Genomic DNA, 19,886 nt, shown 5'->3' on the forward strand with positions numbered 1-19,886 from the left:
TTTCGCCGCGGATCAAAGAGCGGTGGCGAAAAACGTCATCCACCGTTCGTTTGCTGCGATGCTCTATTGCAAGCCGTGCTTGTGCAAAGTGACGATCATGATGCGAATGATGCAGTCCGAGATCGTTTCGCCTTGCAGCCGCACTTGCTGTAGCCGTTCCCACGTTACCTCGTTGACCGGTATGAGCCAGTTGCCGTTTGGCAAGCGCCGTCCGGTCGGGGGTTCAATCGCGCTCTCAATCAGGGCGCGGCACTCCTCAGTGATCTCAATATTCGGCATCGCTTTGATGGAGTTCCTCGCGGAATTGAAGTGGCCGGTGTTGGCCTGAGCCGAGAAGATCCACCAGTTAAATCGCGGCAATGCTTTTTTGCCCCAATCTGCGTGACGAAATGCCCGAACATCGCTTCGCAATGACGGCGAGTGTGTGGCGCGCGAGCCCGGTCGCGAGGTGACAGAGCGGTAATGTGACGCAACTTGTGCCGCGCCTCTGCGTTACCATCTGAATGCCCATGTCCGACGACATCTTCACGCCCAATCGCGCCCGCTCGCAAGGCGCCTTCCGCGACGCCAGGTCGCGGCCGCAGGGAAAAATCATCGATCAGGAAGGACGCGAGATTCCGGAAGCCTCGCTGCATCCGCAGTTCGAGGCGTTCCGGCTGGATTTCGACACGGCCAATCCGTTCGGCAATCTCACCCGCGAGCAGCGGCTGGCGCGGCTCGAGGCGATCGCAAAACTGCTCGACGTCGCCTTCATCGTGCCGGGCACCAAGATCCGCTACGGCATCGACGGCCTGATCGGCCTGATCCCCGTGGTCGGCGACATCATCACGACGGCGATCTCGCTGTGGCTGGTGCGGGAAGCGCGCGCACTCGGCGCGCCCTGGCACATCACCGCGCGGATGCTTGCCAACGTCGCGCTCGATGGCGCGGTCGGCCTGGTGCCGCTTGCGGGTGACGCGTTCGACGTCATGTTCCGGGCCAATGTCCGCAATGTGCGCATGCTCAAGCGCTGGCTGGACAAGCAGCCGCGGCTATAGACGCAAAAGAGACAGACGCAAAAAGAGAAAGCCCCCGGATCCCGAGGGCTTTTCGCTTGGTAGGGACCGATTGACTTAAGCTGCGTCGGCGTCGGTATTGGCCTGCACCGGGCGCGGACGACGCGGCAGCGGGAACGCCTCGCTCTCATAGAGCGAACGGATGCCGTTCTGGTCGAACCGGGCTTCCTCGACCTGCAGGTAGGCGCCGTTCAGGGAATCCGCCGGCAACTCCTCCATGGCGTACCGCACGGCTTCCGCCGCGGTGCCAAAGCGCCGATAGGCGAAACCGGCCCGCTTCTTCTTGCGAATGGCGGCGGGAAACAGTTCGGCGGCGGTGTTAAAGTTGAACGGACGCATAGGACGCATGGTCGACGACCTCTTACTCTTCTTGGCGCTAGCGCGATTGGGGGTTGGGGACGGCGGGCCACAACCGGCGGCGCGCCGCGCATGTCATTTCGTCCCCTAATATAGGCTTATTTGACAAAATTGCGACCCCTGAACGGCATCGACAGACCTCATGATGAATCCGCGCATGGCAGTAAGGAAACCAGATTAAAATTAATTAAATCAATATGTTATGAAGTATTCGGGGGCGAGGGCACCGGGTAAACACGGGAGCCGCCGGCGCGCCCGGCTCGCAGCGACGCCGAGGCTTGTGCGGGGCGGGCGGGGCTTTAAAACTGGCGGCAACAACAGAACCACCGGTCATCGCGCATCGCGCCGCCGGCCTGCGAGGAAATGCTGGGAACGCCGAGGATCATGCTCAAGGAAGCCGCAACCTACGACGAGCTCTACCGCAACTTCCGCTGGGACGTTCCGGCGCGCTTCAACATGGCGACCGCCTGCTGCGACCGCCATGCCGATGGCTCCGGCCGGCTCGCACTTGTCTATGTCGACGAGGACGGTACCCAGACGCGTACCACCTTCGACGAGGTCGCGGAGATGTCGCGCCGCTTTGCCAATGTGCTGAAGGCCGATGGTCTTGAGCGCGGCGACCGCGTCGCGGTGTTTTTGTCGCAATCGCTGGAACTGCCGATCGCGCATATCGCCGCCTTCCGCTCCGCAATGATCTCGATCCCGCTGTTCGCGCTGTTCGGCGAGGATGCACTGGAATTCCGGCTGTCGAATTCCGAAGCAAAGGCAGTCGTCACCGACGCGGCCGGCTGGGAGAAGCTGGCAAAGATCCGCGACCGCCTGCCCGAGCTGAAGAACGTCTACGTGGTCGGCGATAACGTGCCCGCAGGCACCAGGCCGTTCTGGCATGCACTGCGTGCGGCCTCGCCGGAGTTCACGACAGTCGATACCTCGGCCGACGATCCCGCGCTCATCATCTATACGTCAGGCACCACAGGCAATCCGAAGGGCGCGCTGCACGCGCATCGCGTCGTGCTCGGTCACCTGCCGAATGTCGAGATGTGCCACAACTTCCTGCCGCGGCCCGGCGACCTGATGTGGACGCCGGCGGATTGGGCCTGGATCGGCGGCTTGATCAACGGCCTGTTCGCGTTCTGGTACCACGGCATTCCCCTGGTCGGCCATCGCGCGCGCAAATTCGAGCCGCAGGCGGCGATGCAGATGATGGTCGAACTCGGGATCCGCAACGTGTTCCTGCCGCCGACCGCGCTGAAGCTGATGCGGCAGGCCGGCGTGAAAAATTCGGGCGTGAAGCTGCGCAGCATCTTCACCGGCGGCGAGTCGCTCGGCGGCGAACTGTTGGGCTGGGTGCGCGACACGTTCGGCATCGACGCCCATGAGGTATTCGGCCAGACCGAATGCAACCTCGTGATCGGCAGCAATTCGAATCTGTTTCCGATCCGCCCGGGCTCGATGGGCAGGGCGACGCCCGGCTTCGACGTGCGTATCGTCGACGACAGAGGCGAGGAGCTGCCGCGAGGGACGCGCGGCATCATCGGCGTGCGGCAGCCGTGCCCTGTCACCATGATCGAATATTGGCGCAATCCGGAAGCGACCGCGAAGAAATATGCCGGCGAGTTTCTGCTGACCGGCGATCTCGGCGTGCAGGATGAGGACGGCTATTTCTGGTACGTCAGCCGCGAGGACGACGTCATCACCACCGCCGGCTATCGCGTCGGCCCCTCCGAGATCGAGCATACGCTGATGAAGCATCCGGCGGTGGCGATGTCGGCCGTGGTCGGCATTCCCGATCCGATCCGGACTGAGTCGATCAAGGCCTGGATCGTGCTCCGCCCGGGTTATGCGGCGAGCGACACGCTCGCCCGCGAGATCCAGGATTTCGTCAAGGTGCAACTCGCCGCCCACGAATATCCGCGCTTCGTGGAGTTCGCGGAGTCGTTGCCGATGACCGCGACCGGCAAGGTGCTGCGCCGCGAATTGCGGGCGAGGGGGTAAGCGTCAAACACGGTTGTCGTCCCCGCGGAAAGCGGGGACCCATAACCACAGCCCTCTATTGTTTCGCGAGCTGCTCGTTGCTCGCTTCCTTTTCCTACAACGAGCCCCGGTGGTATGGGTCCCTGCTTTCGCAGGGACGACAACGATGCATGCGGCTACTTACGGCGTCGCGATCCCCAGCTCCTTCAGCGCCGCCAGCATCCGCTCCGGCGGCTGCATCTGGACGACGATGGCATTGCCGGTTTCCAGCAGGCTCTTGAGGCTGGAGAGGATCGCGGGCCAGCCGGCGCGGCCGCCGGAGAGGATGTCGTCGCTGAGCGGCCGGTCGTGCGATTGCAGGAGCGTCAGCTTGACCGCGTTGCCCGCCGGTTCGATCTCATAGGTCACGAGCGTCGGCCCCAGTCTTTCCACCAGCGCCGGCCAGTTGACGTTGAAGGTCACGGTCAGCTTCCGCGCCGGCTCGCATTCGATCACCTCGCCGGTGATGTGCGGCGCGCCGTCGGGCGTGCGCACCATGAATGCGCCGCCGACCCTGAGATCGACCTCGACCGCGTTGCCAAAAAAATACTTCCGGCTGAACTCGGCGCTGGTCAGCGCCTCCCAGACCTTCTCCGGTGTGGACGCGATATAGATCGTGTAGACGATCGCCGGCTTGAATTTCTCGATATTGATATCCACGCGATTCCTCCGATAGATCTTCATCTCTATTCGAACCCTTCGATCCCAAGCGCACGAGGCGGGATCGCGAACACTTTTCCGGTTTCGAGCAGGGTCTTGAGCCCGGACAGGATCGCCGGCCATCCCTTGGAGATGCCGTCGAGCAGCTTGCTGCCTTCGACGAAGCCTTCATGCGTCACGGTCAGCTTCACGAGGCTGCCGTGGGGCTCGATGGTGAAGACGACCTTGGTCGGCGGCTCCTTGCGCAGCTCCTCATCAAGCTGGTGCTTGAAGGTGTAGGCGAGCCGCCGCGGCCGGTCGGCCTCGAGGATTTCCCCCACATCCGTCGTGGTGCCGTTCATGACCAGCGCGAACGCGGAGCCCACCTTCCAGTCGGATTTCGCTTCCGTGTTGAACCAGTAACGCTTGGTGAATTCACTATCGGTCAGCGCCTCCCACAATTTCTCGGGCGTGGTCTCGATATAGGTGACGTATACGAATTCCGGCTTACTCATCACGCTTCTCCAATTGCCGTTTCAATTCGGTGAGCGCGACCAGCTTGGCGCGCTCGAACTTCTTGATCCATCGTTCGCCGATCTGATGGATCGGCACCGGGTTGAGGTAGTGCAGTTTCTCGCGGCCATGCTTGAACGTGGTGACGAGGTTGGCCTCTTCGAGAATCGCAAGGTGCTTCGTCACTGCCTGCCGCGTCATGGCGAGGCCTTCGCACAGTTCGTTCAGTGTCTGTCCGTTTCTGGCGTGAAGCCTGTCCAGGAGCGACCGCCGCGACGCGTCCGCCAGCGCTTTGAAGACTTCGTCCATGCGATCGACAATAGGCAACCAAATGGTTGCATGTCAAGAGCGTGTTTTTGGCGCAACGTTCGGTCGTGTTATCGTGTGATCAGCCAACGGAGATTGGCCTTGAAACAAGGGGTGGAACACATGAAGGGTGGCGGCAAACTTGCGCTGTGTGTGGCAATTTCTTTTCTCGGGGTCGCGGGCGTTTATGCAGAGCAGCAAAAGATCGGAGCCCCGCCCGAAGCCTCCAATATGAGATTGGTGGGAACCAACGATTTGCAGGCGCGCAGCGCCTATCAGCCCACCATCCATCATCAGGGCGACCGCTGGATCGCCTATATCGGCCATCACGGCGGCACCGACGAGATTCCCCATCCCGTCAATCCGATGACCGGCAAGGGCGAACCGAACGGCACGTCGATCGTCGATGTCACCGACCCCGCGCATCCAAAATATCTGCGGCACATTCCGGGCCAGGAGGGCAAATACGAATCCGGCGGCGCGCAGATGGTGCGTGTCTGCGACGGCAAGGATCTGCCGAAGGGGGATCGCAGCGCGGTCTATATGCTGCGCACCTTCGGCAGCGAGGCGCATGAGATCTGGAATGTCGCCGATCCCGCCAATCCGGTGCTGGTCTCGCGCATCGGCGGACTGAAGGACACGCACAAGAGCTGGTGGGAGTGCGACACCGGCATCGCCTTCCTGGTCTCCGGCGCGCCGGACTGGCGCACCCGTCGCATGACGCAGGTCTACGATCTCAGTGACCCCGCGCACCCCGTGAAGATCAGGGATTTTGGCCTGCCGGGCCAGGAGCCCGGTTCGACCGGCGCGGTGCCGACCGAGCTGCACGGGCCAATCTCGACGGGGCCAAGCGGCAACCGCGTCTATTTCGGCTATGGCACCAACAAGGGCGGTTTCCTGCAGATCGTCGACCGTGACAAGCTGCTCAACGGGCCGAAGGAGCCGATTGCCGAAAATCTTCGCTATCCCGAAATATCGCGCATGCCGCTGTCGGCACTCAACGGCGCGCACACGGCGTTCCCGATGCCGGGCATGCCGATCGCGGAATTTTCGCACGACAAGGATGGCAAGACCCGCGACATCGTGATGATCGTCGACGAGGCGATCTTGAACGAATGCGGCGAGGCGCGGCAGATGGTGTGGTTTGCCGACGTCACCACCGAGACGCGGCCAATGATGATCTCGAGTTACACCGTGCCGGAGGCAAGCGGCTCGTTCTGCGAGCGCGGCGGGCGGTTCGGTTCGCATTCCTCCAGCGAGAGCATGGCGCCGGTCTACTACAAGAAAATGGCTTTCATCGCGTTCTTCAATGCCGGCGTCCGTGCGCTCGACATCCGCGATCCCTATCACCCCAAGGAGGTCGGCTACTTCATCCCGTCGATCACGCCGGCAACCGACAAGCGCTGCGTCCCCATCGAAGGCAAGGATCGCTGCAAGGTCGCGATCCAGACCAACAATGTCGAGACCGACGAGCGCGGCTACATCTATGCCGTTGATCGCGCCAATACCGGCCTGCACATACTCGAGTTGACCGGCGAGGCGCGCGCTATCGCCGGCCTGCCGTGAGGGACGAATGCGCGCCTGGCCGGTGATCGCGACAGCGACGCTCGTGCTCGGTGTCCTGTCGGGCGTTGCAGCCTACGAGACTTCGACGCCGCGCGCGAACTGGCAGGAGATCGCCTGGCCGTTTCCGCGCGACGGCTGGCCCGCGGGCCGTGCGTTCCGCTGCGGCGCGGCATCCTGCGGCGGCGCTATCGAAGTCTACGTCCGTCCAAAGCTCGGCTTCTGCAATTGTACGAGCGGCGTTGCCGATGACGACGAGGTCGACCGCGTCGCGGATATCGACCTGATCAGCGAGCGCTTTGTCCCGATTGGCACCGGCGAGGCGGTGCGCGTCGCCGACATGCCCGGACGTATCAGGCCATACCATCTGGGCGATGGCACGCGTGCTGCAGTCGGCATTGCTGTCTCGCACCGCTGCGATCTCCTGGTGGTGGCGGCGCAGGGCAGGGGAGATGCCATTCGGCTACAGCGCGCCGCGTTGGAATTCCTGGCGAAGGCCGAGCCGGCGCAATGGATGAAATCAGCCATGAATACGCAATAGAACTCGCCGCGCCCGGGCTTGTCCTGGGCATTTCCATCTTTATGATGCGACCAGAGTCTCCAGCCGAGTCCCCCCATGTCCCTGCAAGCCTATCTCGCCTACGTCGCCGCCTGCATTGCGCTCGCTTTGTTGCCCGGCCCGATCGTCACGCTGGTGATCGCCAACGGCCTGCGCTATGGCACCCGCGCCGCGCTGACCAATGTGCTGGGCGCGCAGGCGGGGCTGGCGATCGTGATCGGCATCGTCGCGGTCGGCCTCACCTCGCTGATGGCGACGATGGGCTACTGGTTCGACTGGGTGCGCTTTGCCGGCGCGGCCTACCTGGTCTGGCTCGGCATCAAGCTGATCCGCTCCCCGGTCGAGGAGGTGAGCACGGATGCGCCGCCACCGCCGCCGCGTGGCGGGTTCTTCCTGCAGGGATTTCTGGTGCTGCTGTCGAACCCGAAAGTGCTGGTGTTCTTCGGCGCCTTCATTCCCCAGTTCGTGGACCTGAACAAGGACCACTTCCCGCAAGTCGCGCTGCTTGGCGTGACCTTCATGGTGACGGCGGCAATGAGCGACATGATCTACGCGCTGCTCGCCGGCCGCGCCCGAAAATTCTTTTCCAAGCAGCGGACGCGCCTGGTCTCGCGCATCTCGGGCGGCTTCATGATCGGCGGCGGCATCTGGCTCGCGCTGACGCGGGGGCGCTAGCGTGCCCCTGGACCCGGCGATGTCCAGTCCCGGAAGCTGATTCCGGACCAGGATTTTGGCTGCTCGCCTACAATTGCAATCATTTCCCGACGGACTGAAACAGCTCTGTAATGCGGCCGGTTCAGTCTCTCTGGAGGAAGTTGGTAGCGGGACAGCAGTTCAATGACAATCACTCTATCGGCGCCTTGACGTGCCGGGCGCAAACTTGACCGATAGCTCGGCATTCCTCTTTCACGCGCAAGCGCGGACCTAGAGGCTGGTCGACGACCATCAAAGCTCCAGCGATGTCGAGCGCCCCGTCCAAGAACGCCGCATTCGGTCGTAAAGCTTGATGGTTCCCGAGGCTGCTGACATCTCTGCGTGAATGCTACCCGTGTGCCTCCATATGGCTCACCCGCCGCCAGCCTTCCCGTCGCCCCGCCATCGTTTGGCGTCGAAATGAGTAGCCTGCTATCACGCCTCTTCGTGCTGGTGGCTGCGGCCATGCTGCCGGCAATCGCGATACAGGCGTACAATGAAATCGACCTGCGTCGCACACGCCAGGTCGAAGTCCAGGACGAGGCACTCGGCCTCGCCAAGCTCGCCGCCGCTGAGCAGCAGCAGATCGTCCAGGGAGTTCGTCAGGCCTTGATCGCGCTTTCGGAGCTTCCGGCGATAAAGGCGAAAGACGTCCAGGGATGCAACGCCTACCTTTCCAGGATCAAGCAACGATACCCGGAGTTCATCGTCTTTATCGTGGTTGACATGAACGGCAGTTCCTTCTGCGACTCAACCAGAGAGCACAAGCCAACTACCGCCGCTGGACGTTCCTACTTCGCCCGCGTCGTGAAAACCGGAAAATTCACAATCGGAGAGTTCGCAATCGGCCGATCCACCGGTCAAAACGTCCTTCAGTTTGCGCTGCCATTCTACGACGACGAGGGCCGCATGGGCGGACTCGTCATAGCGGCTCTCAGCCTTGATTGGCTCGCTGACTACATCGCGAACAAAGGCGTTCCGGAGGGAGCTGCGCTCGCCATCACGGACCGCAACGGCATCTGTCTCGCTCGCTATCCTGATAATGGCCGGTACGTCGGCAAGAAGTTGCCGATTGTAGACCCGATGCTCTACAACGGGACTGTCGCGGACATTGTTAACATTGACGGCGTGCGAAGAATTGTCGGCTTCGCCGCCGTGGGGGAAGATCTTCTTGTCGGCTTTGGCCTCGGCAAGGCGCAGACTTTCACCAAGATCGAACATCGCACGCAGCGCGACGTGTTGTTCATTGTCATGAGCGCCCTGATCGTTTTGATCCTGACGGCGTGGGGCGCCCAACGGCTCATCCAGCGTCCGTTCGCGCAATTGGTCGACGCTGCGAACCGATGGCGGATCGGCGAATTCGGCCAGCGTGTGGATATCCCGGGCAACTCGGAGATCGCACGGGTCGCCAGGGCATTCAACGCCATGGCCGATGCGCTGAAGCACCGTGAGCACGAATTGTCCGAAGCGAGGGAGCAGTTCCATCAGAGCCAGAAGATGGAGAGCGTCGGCCAGCTCACCGGCGGCGTCGCGCACGACTTCAACAACCTGCTCACGGTGGTCTCCGCGAATCTCGAACTCATCGAGGCTGGCGACGATATTGGCAAAGCCCGGCGCTTCGCCGCGGCTGCACGGCGTGCCGTCGATCGGGGGGCAAAGCTGACGGCGCAGCTTCTTGCCTTCTCGCGACGGCAGGTATTGAATCCGAAACCGGTCAACGCAAACCAGCTTGTTTCCGAGTTCCAGGGACTCATTCGCAAAGCCGTGGGCGAGGCATGCCGGGTCAAGGTGTGGACCACTGAAGGGTTGTGGCTGTGCCATGTCGACCCGGCGCGGCTGGAGACCGCTCTGCTCAATCTGGCCCTGAACGCGCGCGACGCCATGCCCAATGGCGGCGTGCTCGACATCGAGATGAGGAACATCGTCGTGGTCGAAGGAGCCGTGGCAGGGTGCTTGCCCGGTTCGTACGTCAAGCTGTCTGTCAGGGACACTGGTTCTGGAATGTCCTCCGAGGTGCGGGACCGCGCGTTTGAGCCCTTCTTCACAACGAAGGAGGTTGGCAAAGGTACCGGGCTCGGCCTGAGCATGGTCTACGGCTTTGTCCGTCAGTCCGGGGGGCACATTGCCATCGAAAGCGCATTGGGAAGGGGGACCACTGTCGCTCTCTACTTGCCCAAAGCCACGGACAAGCCCGGCGTCGAAATCGAAGATGTTCAATCCCAAGCGTTTCCGGCCGGCTCGGAGCGAATCCTGGTTGTCGAGGATAATGACGATCTTCTGGACCTCACGTCTGCGATGCTGTCCAGGTCGGGCTATCAGGTTCGCTGCGCCCGGAATGGCGCGGAAGCGCTTCGGATGCTCCGAAGCGAACAATTTGATCTCTTGCTAAGTGACATCGTGATGCCAAACGGGATTAACGGCATCGAGGTGGCCCGCGAAGCCAGGCAATTGAACAGGGGCATCAAGGTCCTGCTCGCCTCGGGCTATGCGGGAGACGCGTTAGAGCGACATCGGGCGGTGGGCGAATTTCCGATCATCGACAAACCGTTCCGCATGTCAGAATTGGCCGCGCGCTTGCGGTCAATCCTGCACGAAGGTTGAGCTGCTTCTTGCCGCTGCTTCCCTGCAGCGCATAGCGCCATTGATCAGATTCCGCCGCCATAGTCGGTGCTCAAACCCAAGAGACCGCCGCAGTCAATCGCGAAGCCCGCTCCAATTGACGTCGAGCCCTACGGCGGCATTCTCTTCGGGGCTTGCCAGCCAATACCCGTTTGCACGGACAAGTTCGAGGAAGCGCCGAGCATGCTCTTCGGGCGACGCATCGTCGTCTGAAATCGAGATCTCTTGCAGAAACTGGACCACCTTTGTTGTTGTCACGCAGAGCATCGAAGCGGCCTCCTGCGAGGAGTTTCTCCAGGCGTGCTTGGCCCCGTCTCGCACATCGAAGACGTCGCCTGATCGAAGCGTCTCCCACCGATCTCCCCTCAGAGCGTCCACCTTTCCGGACACCACGTAAAACGTCTCTCGGTCGGCGTGACTATGCATCGGCACAACCGCCCCCGCGGGCAGGGTGCATCGTATGACACAGTAATCGCCTTCATCATTGGAGACTTCCGTGAGATACTCGTTCCTCGGCCGCAGGTGTTTCTGCGGGGAAAGCACTTCCCTGGCATCGGTCGCGCGCGTCGGCCGATGATTATTCAGGTCGAGATTGTCGGACATCGTTCAGAGGCCTCTTGCATGACGCTGCAGGCAACAAACTTGCGGGGTGACGTCCGCCCGTTGACCGCAGCATTGCTCCGAGACTCACTCACACATGTTACACAGGCGTTTCGGCTTCGACGTTGCTGGTTACACTTGAAATAGATCGCAATCCGAACCTGACCAATCCGCAGCCGATTCGATCTGATCGGATCATGCTCCAAGGTGACCTGGCGCGGAATTGACCGGGGCTGGATTTCTATCTGGTGCCGACCCGGCTCGCCAGCGCGCGCATCTCGATCAATGTGGTCTTCTCCAGGGTTTCGCGGGCAATGGAATTCGCTTCGTTGCAGCTCTTTGCGAGGTAGCGCGTCATGGCCAAGCCCCTGATCGGCACGGCACCGAGCCGTCCAGCCTCCGCATCGTGAAAAATCGAAGAATGCGGCAAGAGCCCATAGACCCGTCCGCTCAGCAGCAGTTGCCGCAAGGTGTCCGGGCTCTCCAATTCGAGGTGGATGTCGAGCCGGGCTCCCTCGCGCGCCGCGGAGTTCTCGATCAACTGGCGTGACCGATTGCTCTTGTTGGTCATGACCAGCGGAAAATCCCCGAGGCTCTTGATCTCGAGACTTCGTTTCCTAAGGCGCATGTCATCGGGGCGACCGACAAGATAGATCGACTCGGTAAAGAGAGGCGTATACTCGAGCAGAGGATCGGGCTGCGGGTCGGTTACGATGGCGAGGCTGAGTTCGCCGCGCCGGAGCTGTCCCAGAACATTCGATGTCCAGCCATCAAGCAGGCTGAGCGTCACCTTCGGATATGACTTCAGAAAGATCTGCGCCAGCCTGGTGAACAGCAATCGTCCGATGGACGGCGGCGCCGCAAGCGAGACAGGCCCGCTCGGCACATGCGCCTCCGTCTGCAGCGTCTCCTTTAGTCGCTCGACTTCGCCCAGGATGTGCTGCGAGCGTTCGAGCAGGCGCTGGCCCGATGCGGTCAGCCGAACCTCGCGCTTGACGCGATCAAACAGCAGAAAGCCAAGCTCCTGCTCCAGAAACTGGATCTGCCGGGTCAATGCCGACTGTGCGATGCGCAGATCGTCGGCGGCCTTGCGAAAGTTCTGGCGCCGCGCGGCCTGGATGAAATAGCGGAGCTGGCGCAGGTCCATTTCGGTGATGCCGATTTTCGATCACACTGATGATAATTCAATATTATCGCAATCAACGGACCAGTGGTAATTTTATCTCGGATCACCCGGCACTCTAAGAATCGCTGCGCATGACAGCGGCAGTCGGGCGTCCAGGGAGAGAAATGGCCGACGTGACGCTCGACGCCCAAAGCGCCGTTCAAGGCGCCGTTGAGGCGAATGCCCATGGCGCCATCCAGCGGGCAACCCACGATCCTTCCAAAGGCAATGCGCAGGACTGGCTCAGCTCGATCGAGAGATCGGGACTGACGCCGCGCTATTTCGCAACGATCGGGCTCGTCGTCCTGCAGGAGATGTTCGAGTTCTACGATTTCTTCCTGGTCGGATACCTGGTGTCGGTGCTGGCGCCGGGCTGGCATCTCACCTACGGGCAGAGCGCGGTGATGCTGCTGTCGTCCGGCATCGGCGCCATCGTCGGTTCGCTGATCGGCGGACAGATCGCCGACATCGTCGGACGCAAGCGGATGATTTGGGGCGGTGGCCTGCTGTTTTCGCTGGGCGCGGCCGGGTGCGCGCTGATCCCGGACGGCGCCTGGATTCAGTTTTCGCTGCTGCGTTTCGTCGTCGGCTGCGGCTCGATGGCGGCGACAACGGCGCAGAATCCGCTTGTCGTGGAGATAACGCCGACGCGCTACCGCACATTCGTCTCCAGCATGATGGTGGTTCCTGTCGCGCTCGGCACGATGTTCGCGGCAATGATTTCCGCAAGCCTGCTGCCGGTGATCGGCTGGCGAGGCGTCGCGGCTACCGGCGCGCTGCCTATCGTGACCTCGCTCTTGATCGCCTTGATCGCACCGGAATCGGTGCGCTGGTTGCTGTCGCGCGGCCGCAATGCCGAGGCGCGACGCGAGGCCGCGAAACTGCTCGGCGTGCCCGAGACCAGCTTCGCTCTGCCGAACGTGATTGAACCGGCCCGGAAGTCGGGATCGATGGCCGAGCTGTTACAGGACCAGGAGCGCTTCTGGTGGGTCGTCGTGATCTGGATCGGGATTTCCACCGGCACCTATGGCGTGATCCTGTGGGGACCCACCATCCTGTCCCAATTGCTGAAGATCACGGCGCACGAGGCCGCGCATTACTTTGTCTATGCGAGCATCGCCTCGATGCTCGGTCGCGTGCTGTTCTCGGTGCTGCCGCTCCATATCGGGCGCCGCGGCGCGGCCATCGTCGGCACGTTGGTCTCCACCCTGACCATGCTGGCGATTTTCTGGTTCTATCGCGAATTCGTTGCGGGCTGGTCGGTGTTTGCAATCCTCGTGATTGTTGGAGCCGCGTTCTACAGCGGCCAGTTCTCCAACATGTCGCCCTATGTGGTCGAAGTGTTTCCGGTCTCGCTCGGCGGCCGCGCGTTCGGGCTGGCGCAGGCCTCAAATGGTGTCGGCAAGATCCTGGGCCCGATCTGCCTGGCACTGATTGCGGGCAGCAACGACGTGGTCTCGCCAAAAGCGACGACCGACGCGGTCGCGCCGGCGTTCCTGTTCCTGGCTGCCTGTGAACTGGCGGCGCTGATCGCGATCCTCGCCTTTCGCCAGGAGCCCCACGGCAAGCCGATGGAACTCCACTAATTCATGCAGGGCTGAAGAAAAAGGATCAAAGATGCGGCACATCCCTGTTCTGATTTCTGGCGGCGGACCGGTCGGGCTCACCGCCTCATTGCTGCTGTCGCAGCACGGCGTGCGTTCGCTGCTCGTCGAACGTCATTCCGGCACCGCGATCCTGCCGAAAGCCCGCGGCATCAATGCGCGCACAATGGAAATCTTCCGGCAATGCGGCATTGACGGAGCGATTCGTGAGGCCGGGCTCGCGGAAGGCAGTACCGGCCTGATCGTCTGGGTCGAGACCCTCGCGGGCAAGGAGATCGAGCGGCGGGTGCCCGGTCGTGCCATCGCGAAGAACCTGGCGGTGACACCGGTCAAGAATTGCCTCTGCGCCCAGGATGACCTCGAGCCGGTCATCCGTCGCTTTGCCGAGCAGGCGGGACCGGGAACGCTCCGCTTCAACACCGAAATGACGGCATTCAGCCAACAGCCAGGCGTGGTTACGGGGATATTGACTGATCGCGTGACGGGCGCCGAGACGCCTTTCACGGCGCGCTATTTGATCGCGGCCGAAGGCGCGCAAAGCCGTGTGCGCCGCGCGCTCGGCGTCAGCATGCTCGGCACAGAGAGGGTCTACGACAGCGTCAACATCCTGTTCCGCGCCGATCTCGCCCAATGGGTCGAGCATCGACCTGCCGCACTTTACTTTGTCGAGCAAGAGGACCTGCGCGCTACCTTCCTGACGATCAATGGTCGGGATCGCTGGGGATTTCTGATTCACAGCCCGACACAATTCGGCTGGAAGGCCGAGGACTTCACAGCGGAGTTCTGCGCCGATCTGATCCGTAAAGGTGTCGGCATCCCCGATCTCGACGTCGCTGTGCTGGGAATCAGCCCATGGCAGGCCTCTGCGATCGTTGCCGAACGCTATCGCGTCGGCAACGTCTTCCTGGCCGGCGATGCGGCACACGAGATGCCGCCGACCGGAGGCTTTGGCCTCAACACCGGGGTTCAGGACGTTCACAATCTGGCCTGGAAGATCGCGGCTGTGCTGCGCGGCAACGCCGACGAAAAGCTGCTCGACAGCTATCACGCCGAGCGCCAACCCATCGCCCAGATCGTCACACAGAATTCGCTTGCCAATGCGCTCTCGATGGGACGCACGGCGCGGCAAAGCAATGTGCTGCCGCGGCGCGAATTCCTCAACGAGCAGGGGCTGATCTTTGGCGCCTGCTACGAATCGACGGCGGCGCTGTCGGATGGCACGCCATCGGCGGCCGCCGACGATCCCGTCACCGACTATGTGCAATCCGCGCGGCCGGGCAGCCGCGCGCCCCATGTCTGGCTCGACCGCGGCGACGAGAAAATCTCGACCCTTGACCTGTTCGGCGCTGGCTTCGTGCTGCTCGCCGGCAGCCGCGGCGATGCGTGGAAACGGGCCGCTCGGGCGATCGACCTGTCGTGGCCGGCACTCACGGCCTTTACGATCGGCAAGGATGGCGACCTGATCGATCGCGACGGCGATTGGCGCGAGGCGTACGGCGTAGACGCTGATGGTGCGGTGCTGGTCCGGCCGGACGGATATGTCGCCTGGCGCAGCCGTTCAGGCGCATCGAATCCTCACGAAGTCTTGCGCGCCGCGCTCGATCGCCTGCTCGACAGAGTGCCGGCGATGGCATGATCGGTGTCCGCTTTATCTGAGAGCGGATATTGGCGGCTCCAGCGGCCGTTGGAGGCAACGGGCTACCAACACACATGCCGGAGCTTGTTTCCAGTCCACAGCAATGCAACATGACGTGATGTCCAAGTGACATCACGCGCGTTTCTTACAACTGCAGTCCTCTTTCTCCGGATTGAAATCGCGCGGTAATGAGACGCGATCAGCTTTGGAATCACCTGATGCCCATGGGAGATTCCAATGACGGTCCTTCCGACCGAAATGCTGATGCAGCGCGCGCAATCCCGGCCTGAAAGCACGGCTTTCATCTTTCAAGAAAACGTGTGGACATATCGCAGGCTTGCCGAGGAATCCGAGCGTGTCGCGCGAGGCCTTGCGGCCGGCGGCGTCAAGGCCGGCGATCGCGTCGTGCTGCATATGATGAACCGGCCCGAAATGCTCGTTGCCTACTATGCGTGTTTCCGGCTGGGTGCGATCGCGGCACCGCTTCGCACCGCGTTCAGGTTTGCCGAGCTCGCGCCCATGCTGCAGCGGCTGCAGCCTGCGCTCTATATCGGCGAGTCCTCGCTCTACCCCAATGTTGCCGCGGTCGATGCAGCGATCCTTCCTCACGAGAAACGCGTGATCCTCGATGACGCCGATGGAACGCACGGGGTGCAATCGTGGGAGGCGCTGAAACAGTCCGCGGATGCGGATTTGCCGATCCCGGCCTCAAATGAGCCCGCAGTGATGATCAACACATCTGGCAGCACCGGCCAGCCCAAATTCGTCGTGCATACGCAGGATACGCTTGCGGCGGGGACGCATCTCCTCTGCAAGCATTTCGGCCTCTCAGCGGACGACGTCGTTGTCTCGCCATTGCAACTTGCACATGGCAGCGGCCTCTTCTGCTCGCTGAGCTTTGTCCAGACCGGTGTGTCCTTCATCATGCTGCAGAGCGCCGACCCTGACATGGTCCTTGATAATATCGAACGCTATCGGGCGACCTGGCTGCTCGGCTTTCCTTACCAGTATGCTGGAATGCTCGAGGCGCAGCAGGCCAAGCCGCGCGACGTATCATCGCTGCGGGTTTGTCTCACCGGAGCTGATGCTTGTCCGGTCGAGCTGCAGAAGCGGTTCACGGCAGTCTTGAAAGCGCCCCTTTATAACGTTTGGGGAGCCACCGAGGTCGCAGGCCAGCTCACCTTCGGACTGCAACCCGGACCTGTGATTCGCATTACGGAGGATGCGCAAATTCGGCTTGTGGACGAGAATGGTAGCGATGTCGCGCATGGCGAGATCGGCGAACTCGTGATCCGCGGAAAGAATGTCTTCGTCGGCTACTGGAACGACCCGGCGGCGACGGCACAGAGCCTGAAGAATGGCTGGTATCACACCGGCGATCTGATGCGGCGCGGGGAGGGCGATGAGCTCTGGTTCGTGTCGCGCAAGAAGGACATCATCATTCGTGGCGGAACCAATCTTTCGCCCGCCGAGATCGAGGAAGCTTTGATTGCCTGCCATCCGGCAGTGGAGGAGGCGGGCGCGGTTGGCAAGCCTGATCCGGTGCTCGGCCAGCGCGTATTCGCCTTCGTCAAGCTGGCGGCTGGCGCGAAGGAAGGCGTCGTTGCCGAGATTCTTCAGAACGTCGCGGGGCGCCTTGCACCATATAAGGTCCCCGAAGGTCTGCGGGTGATCGATGCGTTGCCGCGCAGCGCGCTGAGCAAGGTCGACCGCAGGGCGCTGGAGCGAATGATTGGCGAAGATGAGAGCGCCGGATCTCGGCCTGAAGCCGCGCCCTCGCGCGCAGGCGGCGAGCCGCCCCCACGTCGCGTCGCGCAGAAGAGGTAGCTCGGCAGGAGAGGCCAACTGGCATGGCGATGGCTGGGCCGCCTGCCATTTTCGTCTCGGCTGAGCGGCACCTTGCCCGACCGTTTCTTCGCTTTTGGTCGGATGCACGAAGCGGCGGACTCCACCCCGCGGTTCCTAAGGGCGCGGGGTGGAGCGATATCTTTCGTCTTATGCGTGCACGCGCTAGATCAGCTTCTCCGCGCTCAACGTCGCCTCGATCTCGGCAAGGATCCGCGCCAGCCTGTCCGCCCAGGGATGCGCGATCCCGGCGTAAACCGGCGTGAAGCTGTGTCCCGGACCATGACGACTGGCGGCGCAACGATCAGTACAGATCACCTTCGCCGAGGTGGCGGCAAGCCTCGATGCCAGATGGTCCCATTGTCGAACTGAATGAGCACGCCATCCGGAGAGTAAACCGCGCCTTCGTTGAAGGCATCAATCCAGATCCGGCTCGTCGGCGAAAACCAGTCTGGCCATGCGCGTGCAGGCACGCCTGCCTCGGTCAAGAGATTCAAGTCATATCCGTTCTGCGTGACATGGGCAGGCAGATTTCCCCGACACTTGTCGACGCACGTATAGATTCCGGTCAGGTTAATCGATTGAGCCGATGCGCTGGAAGCCGCGAGCGCGGCCAGTATGCCGATAAGCAATGATAGACGTTTCATTGGACTTTCCCTTCGTTCGAACAATCAGCTATTCCAAACTGGGGTTTCCAGTCTCGCGCCCAAGCACCGCCAACCAGCTAGCGTTTGCTTCGCCGAAGGCATTGCGGATCGGAGATTGGTCGAAGTGCATAGCACGCGCTATGCACATTCGGCAGGTGATGTTTGCGAAGCAGCGAGACGGCCGCTTCCGGACCACCACGGGCGCAAAGTCTTCGTTAACCGTGCCGCGTCTTTCAAATGAGGCACCTCTATCCCTCGGTGCTCATGTGGGAGAGGGACACACGCTTGTCGCGGCGCGCTTTGAGGTTGTCGCCCCAGCGCGTCCTCGAAGTCATCAAGCTCAGATGGGGCCAGTGAAATTGTCGATTGTGCGTGGTCGTTATCGGGGCGCATCTGGTGAATGCGAGCGCGCAGATCTGGCGGGGTCTCCTCTGGCAGGTCTTTTCAGCGTCGGCTCGGAAATTGCCGATTATGCATAGTCAGCACAACCGCATGTCCGTTAACTTGGCCGAAACGCTCGCCGATCGTGCATCGGCTTGTGATTGAGATCGGTCCGGGAAACTCGGAATCCGAGTCGTTAAGTGAGGGGCAGGAGCATGCTTGATTCGGAGGCGTCCGATGCGATCATGATGCGTCGCTGCGTTACTCTCGCGCAATCGGCGCGCCAAAGCGGGGAGTATCCGTTCGCGGCTGTGATCGCTCGACGAGGCGAATTCATTTGCGAATCCCTCAATATGGTCAAAGTCGAACGAGACGTTACGCGACACGCCGAGATGGCTGCAATCACGTTAGCCCAGAAGAAGCTCCGCGCGACGAGCCTTGATGACTGCACGCTCTATTCAACCGTTGAACCTTGCGCGATGTGTTCTTACGCCATCCGCGAAACCAGGATCGGGCGAGTGGTGTTCAGCTTGCGATCGCCGGTCATGGGCGGCAACTCGCGATGGAACGTTCTGACCGACAGCCATTTGTCGTCAGTATTGCCGGAGGTGTTTGCTCCGCCGCCCGTTGTCCTGTCGGGATACCTGCATGAGGATGTCCAGAAGGTCTTTCAGGAGCGAAATCCGCTTGCCTGGCATTTCATGAAGGTTCGAAAGATCTTTGTACATGGTTCCGACGCAGAGCACGTAGCCAGTTCGAACACCGGTCTGCGGCTCGGTCCTTGGTCCAGTCTCGCAAACCTGGCTAGAGCTGTGGCTATCGATCGCCTTTGGCGCAGCTAGGAATGCGCGCTAGATCAGCTTCTCCGCGCTCAACGTCGCTTCGATCTCGGCAAAGATGCGCGCCAGCCTATCCGCCCAGGCCTTCTGTCCGGCCTGGTCGGAGATCAGATCCTGGCGGATCTCGATTCCCGTATTCATCAGGCCGCGCATCTCGCCATGGACGGGGATCGTGTAGTCGGTCTCGTCGCTGACCGCATAGGGCTCGTTGTTGCCGACCACGAGGTCGCCCTCGCGGCGCAAATGCTTCAGCAGCAGCGGCGGCAGCACACTGTCGCGGTGATAGAGCGTGCCGATATGCCAGGGGCGGGCGATCCCGGCATAAACCGGCGTGAAGCTGTGCAGCGACACCAGCACTGTCGGCTTGCCGGCGTGCAGCCGCTGGTCGATGATCTCATCGATTCGCCGGTGATACGGATCGAAGATCGCCTGTCGCCGTGCCTCCGCGGCTTCGCGCGTCAATCCCTCATTGCCGGGGATCGTGGTGGCTTCGCTGATCAGGGGGATCGAGCCTGCGACGTGCAGTGGGCGGTTGCAGTCGATGACGAGCCGCGAATAGCGCTGCGCCACCAGATGCGCGTCGAGCTGCGCCGCCAATTGCTCGGCGACTTCGGCGATCCCGATGTCCCAGGCGATGTGCCGTGTCAGCTCGGTTTCGGAGAGGCCGAGATCGCCGAGCGCGCCGGGAATCAGCCGCCCATAATGATCGCAGGTGAACAGGAACGGCGAGCGGCCATCGGCATTGTGTTCGTGGACCGGCGGGACGTTTTCGTCCGTGAGCAGGAACGTTGCACCGGTCGTGGTGTCCAAGATGTTATCCTCAACTTTGCCTATCGAAGCGGCACGCCGATC

Annotated in this window: 19 protein-coding genes; 10 read left to right on the forward strand and 9 right to left on the reverse strand. The window is 61.9% G+C overall.

The features are described 5' to 3' along the window. Positions 1–63: 63 nt before the first annotated feature. Positions 64–360, reverse strand: coding sequence for a hypothetical protein (locus tag ACVJGD_RS35175; protein WP_456638501.1), 297 nt, complete (start codon positions 358–360; stop codon positions 64–66). Between the two features lie 143 nt (positions 361–503). Here ACVJGD_RS35175 and ACVJGD_RS35180 point away from each other — a divergent pair, with 143 nt between their 5' ends. Then, positions 504–1,037, forward strand: coding sequence for a DUF4112 domain-containing protein (locus tag ACVJGD_RS35180; RefSeq protein ID WP_456638502.1), 534 nt, complete (start codon positions 504–506; stop codon positions 1,035–1,037). A 75-nt stretch (positions 1,038–1,112) separates the two neighbouring features. Here ACVJGD_RS35180 and ACVJGD_RS35185 read toward each other — a convergent pair whose 3' ends face one another. Continuing rightward, positions 1,113–1,403 (reverse strand): hypothetical protein, encoded by a 291-nt coding sequence (locus ACVJGD_RS35185; RefSeq protein WP_456638503.1) that lies wholly within the window; start codon positions 1,401–1,403, stop codon positions 1,113–1,115. Between the two features lie 393 nt (positions 1,404–1,796). Here ACVJGD_RS35185 and ACVJGD_RS35190 point away from each other — a divergent pair, with 393 nt between their 5' ends. Next, the gene (locus tag ACVJGD_RS35190; protein WP_456638504.1) at positions 1,797–3,407 is read left to right on the forward strand and encodes an AMP-binding protein; all 1,611 of its coding nucleotides are present in this window, start codon (positions 1,797–1,799) and stop codon (positions 3,405–3,407) included. Between the two features lie 159 nt (positions 3,408–3,566). On the opposite strand, the gene ACVJGD_RS35195 is transcribed toward ACVJGD_RS35190, so the two are convergent. Genes ACVJGD_RS35195 through ACVJGD_RS35205 form a run of 3 tightly spaced genes read right to left on the reverse strand, consistent with a single transcriptional unit; the run spans position 3,567 to position 4,886 of the window. Continuing rightward, a complete protein-coding gene (locus ACVJGD_RS35195; protein WP_456640476.1) occupies positions 3,567–4,079 on the reverse strand; it encodes an SRPBCC family protein in 513 nt (170 codons plus the stop codon). Between the two features lie 32 nt (positions 4,080–4,111). Continuing rightward, positions 4,112–4,579, reverse strand: a complete 468-nt coding sequence (locus ACVJGD_RS35200; RefSeq protein ID WP_456638505.1) for an SRPBCC family protein — start codon at positions 4,577–4,579, stop codon at positions 4,112–4,114. Then, positions 4,572–4,886, reverse strand: a complete 315-nt coding sequence (locus ACVJGD_RS35205; RefSeq protein ID WP_456640477.1) for an ArsR/SmtB family transcription factor — start codon at positions 4,884–4,886, stop codon at positions 4,572–4,574. Before ACVJGD_RS35205 ends, ACVJGD_RS35200 begins: the two co-directional genes overlap by 8 nt. A 144-nt stretch (positions 4,887–5,030) precedes the next feature. Here ACVJGD_RS35205 and ACVJGD_RS35210 point away from each other — a divergent pair, with 144 nt between their 5' ends. From ACVJGD_RS35210 to ACVJGD_RS35225, 4 genes are all read left to right on the forward strand, one after another. After that, the gene (locus ACVJGD_RS35210) at positions 5,031–6,449 is read left to right on the forward strand and encodes an LVIVD repeat-containing protein (RefSeq protein WP_456640478.1); all 1,419 of its coding nucleotides are present in this window, start codon (positions 5,031–5,033) and stop codon (positions 6,447–6,449) included. 7 nt (positions 6,450–6,456) lie between these two features. Beyond that, complete coding sequence (locus tag ACVJGD_RS35215; protein WP_456638506.1) at positions 6,457–6,987, forward strand: hypothetical protein; 531 nt, start codon at positions 6,457–6,459, stop codon at positions 6,985–6,987. Between the two features lie 75 nt (positions 6,988–7,062). Then, positions 7,063–7,680, forward strand: coding sequence for a LysE family translocator (locus ACVJGD_RS35220; RefSeq protein WP_456638507.1), 618 nt, complete (start codon positions 7,063–7,065; stop codon positions 7,678–7,680). Between the two features lie 483 nt (positions 7,681–8,163). Then, positions 8,164–10,299 carry an ATP-binding protein gene (locus ACVJGD_RS35225; protein ID WP_456638508.1) on the forward strand — a complete coding sequence of 712 codons (2,136 nt, stop codon included), beginning with the start codon at positions 8,164–8,166 and terminating at the stop codon, positions 10,297–10,299. A gap of 93 nt (positions 10,300–10,392) precedes the next feature. Here ACVJGD_RS35225 and ACVJGD_RS35230 read toward each other — a convergent pair whose 3' ends face one another. Beyond that, complete coding sequence (locus ACVJGD_RS35230) at positions 10,393–10,920, reverse strand: cupin domain-containing protein (protein WP_456638509.1); 528 nt, start codon at positions 10,918–10,920, stop codon at positions 10,393–10,395. A 238-nt stretch (positions 10,921–11,158) separates the two neighbouring features. After that, positions 11,159–12,064 (reverse strand): LysR family transcriptional regulator, encoded by a 906-nt coding sequence (locus ACVJGD_RS35235; RefSeq protein WP_456638510.1) that lies wholly within the window; start codon positions 12,062–12,064, stop codon positions 11,159–11,161. Between the two features lie 143 nt (positions 12,065–12,207). Here ACVJGD_RS35235 and ACVJGD_RS35240 point away from each other — a divergent pair, with 143 nt between their 5' ends. From ACVJGD_RS35240 to ACVJGD_RS35250, 3 genes are all read left to right on the forward strand, one after another. Next, positions 12,208–13,668 carry an MFS transporter gene (locus ACVJGD_RS35240; protein WP_456638511.1) on the forward strand — a complete coding sequence of 487 codons (1,461 nt, stop codon included), beginning with the start codon at positions 12,208–12,210 and terminating at the stop codon, positions 13,666–13,668. Positions 13,669–13,699: 31 nt separating this feature from the next. Then, on the forward strand, positions 13,700–15,322 hold the full coding sequence (locus tag ACVJGD_RS35245) for an FAD-dependent monooxygenase (protein ID WP_456638512.1): 1,623 nt from the start codon (positions 13,700–13,702) through the stop codon (positions 15,320–15,322). Between the two features lie 237 nt (positions 15,323–15,559). After that, entirely contained in the window at positions 15,560–17,149 is a 1,590-nt protein-coding gene (locus tag ACVJGD_RS35250) for a class I adenylate-forming enzyme family protein (protein WP_456638513.1), read from the forward strand. Between the two features lie 332 nt (positions 17,150–17,481). Here the strand turns inward: ACVJGD_RS35250 and ACVJGD_RS35255 are convergent, their stop codons facing one another. Next, complete coding sequence (locus ACVJGD_RS35255; protein WP_456638514.1) at positions 17,482–17,814, reverse strand: hypothetical protein; 333 nt, start codon at positions 17,812–17,814, stop codon at positions 17,482–17,484. A gap of 596 nt (positions 17,815–18,410) precedes the next feature. Between ACVJGD_RS35255 and ACVJGD_RS35260 the strand changes: the two genes are divergently transcribed. Next, entirely contained in the window at positions 18,411–19,037 is a 627-nt protein-coding gene (locus ACVJGD_RS35260) for a nucleoside deaminase (RefSeq protein WP_456638515.1), read from the forward strand. Positions 19,038–19,046: 9 nt separating this feature from the next. On the opposite strand, the gene ACVJGD_RS35265 is transcribed toward ACVJGD_RS35260, so the two are convergent. Further along, positions 19,047–19,844, reverse strand: coding sequence for an N-formylglutamate amidohydrolase (locus ACVJGD_RS35265; RefSeq protein WP_456638516.1), 798 nt, complete (start codon positions 19,842–19,844; stop codon positions 19,047–19,049). Positions 19,845–19,886: the final 42 nt, after the last annotated feature.

The sequence above is a fragment of the Bradyrhizobium sp. USDA 10063 genome (assembly GCF_054063735.1).

What these genes read in the sequence shown, in the direction of transcription:
- ACVJGD_RS35180 (WP_456638502.1), top strand. Translation starts at nt 504, where the DNA reads ATGCCCATGTCCGACGACATCTTCACGCCCAATCGCGCCCGCTCGCAA.
- ACVJGD_RS35185 (WP_456638503.1), bottom strand. Translation starts at nt 1,403, where the DNA reads ATGCGTCCTATGCGTCCGTTCAACTTTAACACCGCCGCCGAACTGTTT.
- ACVJGD_RS35190 (WP_456638504.1), top strand. Translation starts at nt 1,797, where the DNA reads ATGCTCAAGGAAGCCGCAACCTACGACGAGCTCTACCGCAACTTCCGC.
- ACVJGD_RS35200 (WP_456638505.1), bottom strand. Translation starts at nt 4,579, where the DNA reads ATGAGTAAGCCGGAATTCGTATACGTCACCTATATCGAGACCACGCCC.
- ACVJGD_RS35205 (WP_456640477.1), bottom strand. Translation starts at nt 4,886, where the DNA reads ATGGACGAAGTCTTCAAAGCGCTGGCGGACGCGTCGCGGCGGTCGCTC.
- ACVJGD_RS35215 (WP_456638506.1), top strand. Translation starts at nt 6,457, where the DNA reads ATGCGCGCCTGGCCGGTGATCGCGACAGCGACGCTCGTGCTCGGTGTC.
- ACVJGD_RS35220 (WP_456638507.1), top strand. Translation starts at nt 7,063, where the DNA reads ATGTCCCTGCAAGCCTATCTCGCCTACGTCGCCGCCTGCATTGCGCTC.
- ACVJGD_RS35225 (WP_456638508.1), top strand. Translation starts at nt 8,164, where the DNA reads ATGCTGCCGGCAATCGCGATACAGGCGTACAATGAAATCGACCTGCGT.
- ACVJGD_RS35230 (WP_456638509.1), bottom strand. Translation starts at nt 10,920, where the DNA reads ATGTCCGACAATCTCGACCTGAATAATCATCGGCCGACGCGCGCGACC.
- ACVJGD_RS35235 (WP_456638510.1), bottom strand. Translation starts at nt 12,064, where the DNA reads ATGGACCTGCGCCAGCTCCGCTATTTCATCCAGGCCGCGCGGCGCCAG.
- ACVJGD_RS35240 (WP_456638511.1), top strand. Translation starts at nt 12,208, where the DNA reads ATGGCCGACGTGACGCTCGACGCCCAAAGCGCCGTTCAAGGCGCCGTT.
- ACVJGD_RS35245 (WP_456638512.1), top strand. Translation starts at nt 13,700, where the DNA reads ATGCGGCACATCCCTGTTCTGATTTCTGGCGGCGGACCGGTCGGGCTC.
- ACVJGD_RS35250 (WP_456638513.1), top strand. Translation starts at nt 15,560, where the DNA reads ATGACGGTCCTTCCGACCGAAATGCTGATGCAGCGCGCGCAATCCCGG.
- ACVJGD_RS35255 (WP_456638514.1), bottom strand. Translation starts at nt 17,814, where the DNA reads ATGAAACGTCTATCATTGCTTATCGGCATACTGGCCGCGCTCGCGGCT.
- ACVJGD_RS35260 (WP_456638515.1), top strand. Translation starts at nt 18,411, where the DNA reads ATGCTTGATTCGGAGGCGTCCGATGCGATCATGATGCGTCGCTGCGTT.